Genomic DNA, 6,876 nt, shown 5'->3' with positions numbered 1-6,876 from the left:
CGCCACGAAGCCGGTCGTCTGGCGCAACGGCAGGCCGAACAGGCCCGGGGCTCCGCCCGTTCAGGGCTGAAACAGGCCACCGGCCTGTTTCCGGGACGCCCTTCACCCTTCATCGTCAGGCATGCCTGGATGGCGGCGTCGCTGTAGACCGGCTGCGCCCCGCGCTTGCCGGACGCCGCCGCATGCCATGGTGTAACGGGGTCGAGCCAGACGGTCAGCGACCCACGCTCACGCAGCGGCGCGTTGTAGGATGACCAGTTCAGGGTACGGTAGCGGGTCGGCACAGGCTTGGACATGGCGCCTAGCTATGTCGCAGGACTCCTGATGTGAATCCCAGGCAAACTTCGTGCAACAATGCCCGAATGTGTCGATTAATACCCTAAAATTAACCTAAGCACCGTGGCTTCGGTCAGGGCATGACACGCGCCCCCGCCTCATCCGATCAGACCCGGGCCGACCTTACGAAGGTCGATGCGGCCCTGATGGTTCTGGCCCGCCTTCTTGGCGACGCCGCCGCGGCGGAGATGCGTGACGAGTTCACCACGCATGAGGATGCCGACGATGCCCCGAAGACCAAATAACGTCCCCGCTCGTCTGAAGACCGTCAAGGAGGTCGCCGCGGAGGACGACGTCTCCGAGAAGACGGTCCGCCGCGCCATCTAGGCAGGACTGCTCGACGTCATCCGCGTCGGTCCTGCCGGTCGCCTCCTGCGCATCCACCCCAACGCCCATGCAGCCTATCGTTGGCGCGTGCATCGGTAGACCCATTCGACCAGCGCGGTCCTGTATTGGACTTGAGAACTGTCCCACGCAGCCTTGGGATTTCTCGCCACCGCCTTCGATCGCCGCCCTTTTCGTTCCAATGCAGTCGCTGGTCCGACGGCACCCCTCCTTTCAATCCGCAATCGGGATACTGACCGATGACCGGCTATCCGCTTCTCAAGCTCTTCACGGGCGATTTCCTCGCGGCGTGCATGGGCCTGTCCGCCGCAGAACGCGGGATCTTCCTTACCCTGCTTTGCAAAATTTTCCGAGCAAGATGGCGCGATCAAGCGCGACGATGTCCGTCTGGCGCGAACGTGCGGAACCACGAGATCCGTCTCTCGCAAGGCGCTCGATCAGCTGCTCCGCACCGGGACGATGACTGCGGCAGATGGCGGGCTTTCTGCTCCCTTGGCGGAGAAGCAGCTCGCAGATCGGCGAATCCGCACGCGGAAAGCCACTGACGCCGCGACGAAGAGATGGAGCGGGGAAGAGCAGAAAGATGAGGGAAAACAACGCTACTGCGATGCGGACGCAGGCCCCGGGCATTGCGCGGACGATACCAGCCAGAGTCCCGAGTCCAGATTTGGTAGTGGTGGTGGGAGTCGCGCGCGATTTCGATCCGGAGAGATACGACCGATCACGCAGGCGTCGGCTTCGGGCGACGCGCCGACTGGTGATCCATACAGGGACCGTCTTCTCCGTGCCTGCAACGTCGATCCAGTCACAGGAGCGACCGGGCCGAACGGTCCACAGCTCGGCACCGAAGCACAGATGATCGAGGCGCATCGCTGGTTGGCTGATCTCGGTTTGACCGAAGACCAGGTTGTGGAGGCCGTCACGACGATTGCCCACCAGAAGCGCGACGGTCCTCCCGCCACCCTCACCTACTTCACCCGGCCGCTCGAACGCCTGGCCGGACAAATTCGCGATGCGAAGCAAAAGCCCATGGAGCCCACCCATGTCGACAGAACTGATCCTGCACGTGGTCGAGGAGATTCCGTATCAACTCGCCCCCCTGCCTACGCAAACCCTGAGAGCCAACGCATCGCTGACTTTGCACGACTACGCGCGGCACGTCGCAAGGCTGAACGCGGCGATTAAAGCGACCCTGCGGCAATACTGGACGCCCGCCCCCGACGAAGTCGTCGATCACATCGAGATGGAGGATTGGACAGAAGCGCTCGAAGACTGGCCCGTCGATCAAATCCGGGACGTACTGCGTTTCTGGGTCATGGAGAACCCCCGCCGCCGCCCGAACTACGGGAACATCCTGGAGATTCTCAAACGACGTCGCGGAGATGCCTGGGTTGCACGTCGCAAACAAATGCGAAGCGCGTCCAGTCCGACCATCGAAGAGCATCGGCGAGGATGACATCCTCGACGTTTTGCATCGGCTGTGTGCATCGGCGGCTCACTAGGACATCGGAGCAATCCCGACCATGAATGTCCAATTATGTCAGTGTGTTGACCCGATTTCGGGACAACCCCCTGGCCGCAAGTTGCGGACTTGTACTGCTAAGGTGTTCCCGAATCGGACCTCGTGTCCACGCGGGTCCACCCGAGACCAAAGATGACCAAGGAAAGACTTTCCCGATGACGCTCCACCTCCCCGTTCCCCTCGACCGCGCGTTCCTTCTCACGACCACGCCGAGCTTCGCCGAACTCGTGGAAGATCTCGTGGAGCGCGGTGATCTTCCCGCGTCCCGCAAGCGCGATCTGATCTCCGGTCTGACGCGCGTGGCCAATGCGCTCCGCCTGCCGCCGGGCGACGTGCCTTCGGATGCGAGATGGCTGCAACTGAGGCTGGCGCAGCTCAACGCCGCCCGGCTTGGAATGAAGCCGAAGACCTGGACCAACATCGTCAGCAATGCCCGTGCGGCCATGGTCGAAGCGGGCATCGTCGAACGTCGCATCCGGCGGATCGGCGATCTTAACGACGAATGGCGCCCCCTTTGGGACGCGGTCCTGGCGTCCCGCGATCCAACGATCCCACAAGCGACATGCCGCTTTGTGCAATTTCCTGAGACGGATGAACGTCGCGCCAATCGAGGTCACCATCGATCACGCGCAGGCGTTTCACCAGGCCCTGGAGATCAACAAGATCGGCAAGGATCCGTATGTCGCTCTCCGCGCAGCGGTGGATGGTTGGAATCTGGCGACGTTGCGCATTTCGGGATGACCCGGGCACCGCCTCACCCTGCCCTCGCGACAGATCGTGTACCGTCTGCCGCCCGAGACGTTTCCCGTGTCGTTCCGCGAAGACCTCGATCGGCTCGTCGCCTGGCTTGGCCAACCGGACATCCTCGATGACGAGAGCTACCGACGGGCACTTCGCCCCGAGACCGTTCGGCAGTACCGCATTCAACTCCTGCGCTTTGCCTCCGAGCTCGTCCACGCCGGCGTCGCCGTCACGGACCTGGTCTCCGTGCGAAACCTGCTGGGTCCCGCCCTGGCCGAACGCGGGTTGCGGCAGATGCTGGCGCGCAATGGTGGAGAGACATCGCGACACATCTCCGAGATGGCGCGGCTCCTCGGCAATCTCGCAAACAAGCTCATCGCGCCCGAAGTGGATCGAGCGGCTCTTTCTCGGCTTGCGGGCAAGCTCGCCGTTCGGCCCCAGGTCGGGATGACGCCGAAGAACCGCGGCCGACTTCGCGTCCTGCAGGAGCCGAGACATCAGACCCGCATCCTCAACCTCCCCGACAAGGTTTTCGCCCGCCCGGTCAAGAGCGGAGGACACCGCCTCCTCGTGGCGCGCGAAGATGCGCTTGCCATTGCGATCCTGCTTAATTGTCCGATCCGCGTGAAGAACCTCGCGGCGCTCGAGCTCGTCCGCCATATCCAACGGCCCGGGGACGGCAAGGTCTACCTCGTACTCGAGGAAGAGGATACGAAGACTGGCCGCGCGATCGAGTTCGAGCTGCCATGCGATGTCGTCCGATTGCTCGACGCGCATCTGGCCACCCGCGCGCCGCATCTTTGTCCTCACGGCACGCCCTATCTCTTTCCGCAGAGAACCGGCGCGGCTCCGATCCAGCCGAGCTGTCTTGCAGGCCGGATCGCCAAGCGGGTGCGACGGGAGACGGGGCTCGAGATGAACGTGCATCTCTTCCGGCATTTCGCGGTGATGCTGTCGCTCGATGCCAACCCGGGCGGCTACGAAGTCGCGCGGCGTCTTCTCGGCCATTCCGATCTCAGCCACACGATCAATATGTATTCCGGGCTGGAAGTACGGACCGCGACACGCGCCTATTCCGATCTCATGGCCGAACTGAAGGCAGGCAAGCGATGAGCCTCGTCCTGCCCTTTGCCGCCTGGCCTCTAGACGACAGGAGACTCTGGCAGAACCTGTTTGCACCGGGTGGCCCGCTCGACGATCGCGGTCCGCTCATCCATTTGCGCGAGACCTCGCGCCAGACCCTCATGTCGCGATACGGCCGCTGGCTCGGCTGGCTTTCCGCAGATCGACCGGAGACACTTGCCCATGCGCCGCTCGACCGGACGACGATGGATCATCTGCATGACTGGCTTCGAGCGCTCGATCACACCGCCCCGATGACGCGATTGATGTTCGTCGACGGCGTCCTGCGGATCGCGATGGCAGCGGGGCCGGATCGAGACTGGTCGGCGCAGCGGCGCCTCAAGGCGCGGTTGAAGCAGGCCGCCGGACGCGGCGATCCTGCGCGTAAACAGGGACGCATCCTGTCGAGCATGCATCTGCTCGAGGTCGCCACGGAGGTGTCGGAGACGGCAATGGCCCGCCCCGAGGGCACGCTCTCCCGGGCTATGGGGCTACGCGACGCCGCCATGATCGCGCTTCTAGCTCTCCTGCCGATGCGGCGCCGATCCCTCGCGCGCCTGCGCATCGGGAACTCGATTAGCATGACCGAAGATCGGATCGTCATCGCTCTCGCCTCCGCCGACACGAAGTCCGGCAAACCCTGGGACTGCGATGTCCCGGTACAGGTCGAGAGCTTCCTGCGCACGTATCTCGTCGAGGCAAGGCCAATCCTGGCCCGTCGCGGAACGATCGAGGACCCGCATCTCTGGCTCGACCGGACGGGCCGTGGAATGACGGAGGCCGCGATCGGACCCCGCATTGCCGAGGCGACCCTGCGCGTGACCGGCATCCGTGTCCCGCCGCACTACTTCCGCGACGCGGCGGCCACGACCTTCGTTCGGATTTCACCGCAAGCCGCCCGCCTCATCCCGTCCGTGCTGGGTCACGCTGGACCCGGTACCGCGGAGCGGCACTATATCCATGCGCAGACGATCGAGGCCGGACGCGACTACGCCGCTCTGATTGCCGCCAGAAAGAGGAGAGCGCGATGACCCGCGTCGCCATCTACGCCCGGTACTCGTCGGCCATGCAGAAGGCCGCTTCCATCGAGGATCAGGTCCGGCTGTGTCTGGAACGCGCGAGCCGCAACGGTTGGACCGTTTCACAGACCTATACCGACATGGCGATCTCCGGCGCGTCCCTGCACCGCCCTGGCCTGCAGAGCCTGCTGGACGAGGCCGCGCGCGGCCGTATCGATGTCGTTCTCTGCGAGGCGCTGGACCGGCTGAGCCGCGACCAGGCAGACGTCGCCACGCTCTACAAGCAGCTATCGTTCCACGGGGCCGGTATCGAAACGCTATCCGAAGGCGAGATCAGCGAGTTGCATGTGGGCCTCAAGGGCACCATGAACCAGCTCTTCCTGAAGGACCTCGCGGCCAAAACCCGGCGCGGCCTCCGTGGTCGGGTAGAAGCCGGCAAATCCGGCGGCGGCAATGCCTTTGGCTACGATGTCGTCCGCCGCCTCGGTACCGACGGCCAGCCCGTGACCGGCGAGCGGACGATCAACGAGACCGAGGCGGCGATCGTCCGGCGTATCTTCGCGGAGTTCGCGGACGGCACTACGCCGCTCGCCATTGTCCGGCACCTGAACGACGACGGCCTCCCCGGTCCCCGGGGCAAGCTCTGGCGCGATACCGCGATCCGCGGTCACCTCGCCCGCGGGACCGGTATCCTCAACAACAAGCTCTATCTCGGACGTCTGGTCTGGAACCGGATGCGCTACGTGAAGGACCCGGCGACCGGCAAGCGCGTCTCACGCATGAAGTCGGAAGCCGAGTGGATCACCCACGAAGTCCCCGATCTGCGGATCGTCTCAGATGATCTATGGCACCAGGTGAAGACCCGGCAGGGCGAGATCGATGCCACGCCCGCCGTGCAGGGAATCAGGAAGAGCCGGTTCTGGGAGAAGCGCCGTGCCGAGCACCTGCTGACGGGCAAGATCGTCTGCGCAGCTTATGGCGGGACCGTGACGGCGGTCGGCCGCGATTACCTCGCCTGCACCAATGCCCGTAAGTTCGGAACCTGCGACCAGCCCCAGTCGTACCGGCGCGGAGACCTGGACGCGGCGGTCCTCGATCTTCTCCGCGACAGTCTCATGCAGCCCGACGCGGTGGCCGAGTTCGTCGCCGCCTTCGGTATCGCGGTGAATGCCAAACGCATAAAGGAGGTCGAGACCCGCAAGCGCACCCGCGCGGCCCTCAAAGAGACGGAGCACAGGTTGGCGGGTCTCTACGACGCCATCGCGGATGGGTTCCGAACGCCGGGTCTGCTGCAGAAGCTCGAAGAGGCCGAAGCGCGGAAGGCGGAACTGGAGGCACAGCTCAATACCCCGGAGCCCTCACCGGTGCGTCTGCACCCGGGGCTCTCGGAGTTGTACCGCCGCAAGGTCGCGGACCTCGCGGCAAGCCTGCAGGACACGACGATCCGCCCAAAGGCGCTGGATACGCTGCGCGGCCTGATCCAACGCGTCAAAGTCCGCACGGATACGACATCCGGCGGACCTGTTCTGGAACTGGAGGGGGCGATCACTGCCATGATCGAGGAAGCGTCGCCGGGAGCGCTTCGTGGTGTCGATCAGTGTTCGGTAAAAGTGGTTGCGGGAGTAGGATTTGAACCTACGACCTTCAGGTTATGAGCCTGACGAGCTACCGGACTGCTCCATCCCGCGTCAGAAGAGCCAGATATTTTTTTCCTGCGTCTCTATGGATGGAGAACAGGTAATCTGCGGTTGGCCGGTCCGCAGATCGATTGCTTGTATCGTTTTTGAGAGA

General features: G+C 64.1%; 8 protein-coding genes, 1 tRNA gene and 1 pseudogene. 6 read left to right on the top strand and 4 right to left on the bottom strand.

Features of this window, described 5'->3' with window-relative positions; genetic code table 11:
- A pseudogene (locus tag LX81_RS21430) lies at positions 1–296 on the bottom strand (transposase); the annotation flags it as partial.
- A gap of 120 nt (positions 297–416) precedes the next feature.
- On the opposite strand from LX81_RS21430, the gene LX81_RS22430 reads away from it, so the two are divergent.
- On the top strand, positions 417–581 hold the full coding sequence (locus tag LX81_RS22430) for a hypothetical protein (RefSeq protein WP_170134090.1): 165 nt from the start codon (positions 417–419) through the stop codon (positions 579–581).
- Positions 582–1,008: 427 nt separating this feature from the next.
- On the opposite strand, the gene LX81_RS21420 is transcribed toward LX81_RS22430, so the two are convergent.
- Positions 1,009–1,725: a hypothetical protein gene (locus LX81_RS21420; protein ID WP_111539273.1), complete on the bottom strand. Its 717-nt coding sequence runs from the start codon at positions 1,723–1,725 to the stop codon at positions 1,009–1,011.
- On the opposite strand from LX81_RS21420, the gene LX81_RS21415 reads away from it, so the two are divergent.
- The gene (locus LX81_RS21415; RefSeq protein ID WP_111539272.1) at positions 1,724–2,137 is read left to right on the top strand and encodes a hypothetical protein; all 414 of its coding nucleotides are present in this window, start codon (positions 1,724–1,726) and stop codon (positions 2,135–2,137) included. The genes LX81_RS21420 and LX81_RS21415 overlap by 2 nt on opposite strands.
- A gap of 143 nt (positions 2,138–2,280) precedes the next feature.
- Here LX81_RS21415 and LX81_RS21410 read toward each other — a convergent pair whose 3' ends face one another.
- Complete coding sequence (locus LX81_RS21410; RefSeq protein WP_111539271.1) at positions 2,281–2,760, bottom strand: hypothetical protein; 480 nt, start codon at positions 2,758–2,760, stop codon at positions 2,281–2,283.
- Between the two features lie 34 nt (positions 2,761–2,794).
- Between LX81_RS21410 and LX81_RS22660 the strand changes: the two genes are divergently transcribed.
- Genes LX81_RS22660 through LX81_RS23470 form a run of 4 tightly spaced genes read left to right on the top strand, consistent with a single transcriptional unit; the run spans position 2,795 to position 6,740 of the window.
- A complete protein-coding gene (locus LX81_RS22660; protein ID WP_211322867.1) occupies positions 2,795–2,944 on the top strand; it encodes a hypothetical protein in 150 nt (49 codons plus the stop codon).
- Between the two features lie 36 nt (positions 2,945–2,980).
- A complete protein-coding gene (locus LX81_RS21405; RefSeq protein ID WP_146259524.1) occupies positions 2,981–4,057 on the top strand; it encodes a tyrosine-type recombinase/integrase in 1,077 nt (358 codons plus the stop codon).
- Entirely contained in the window at positions 4,054–5,097 is a 1,044-nt protein-coding gene (locus LX81_RS21400) for a site-specific integrase (RefSeq protein ID WP_111539269.1), read from the top strand. The genes LX81_RS21405 and LX81_RS21400 overlap by 4 nt, the downstream gene beginning before the upstream one ends.
- Positions 5,094–6,740, top strand: coding sequence for a recombinase family protein (locus LX81_RS23470; protein ID WP_111539125.1), 1,647 nt, complete (start codon positions 5,094–5,096; stop codon positions 6,738–6,740). The genes LX81_RS21400 and LX81_RS23470 overlap by 4 nt, the downstream gene beginning before the upstream one ends.
- On the opposite strand, the gene LX81_RS21390 is transcribed toward LX81_RS23470, so the two are convergent.
- Positions 6,697–6,773: transfer RNA gene (locus tag LX81_RS21390), tRNA-Met, on the bottom strand. The genes LX81_RS23470 and LX81_RS21390 overlap by 44 nt on opposite strands.
- Between the last annotated feature and the right edge of the window lie 103 nt (positions 6,774–6,876).

The sequence above is a fragment of the Palleronia aestuarii genome, assembly GCF_003253995.1.
Taxonomy (GTDB): domain Bacteria; phylum Pseudomonadota; class Alphaproteobacteria; order Rhodobacterales; family Rhodobacteraceae; genus Palleronia; species Palleronia aestuarii.
Note: the sequence above shows the minus strand (reverse complement) of the source record. Positions and strands in the feature narration are given on the sequence as shown.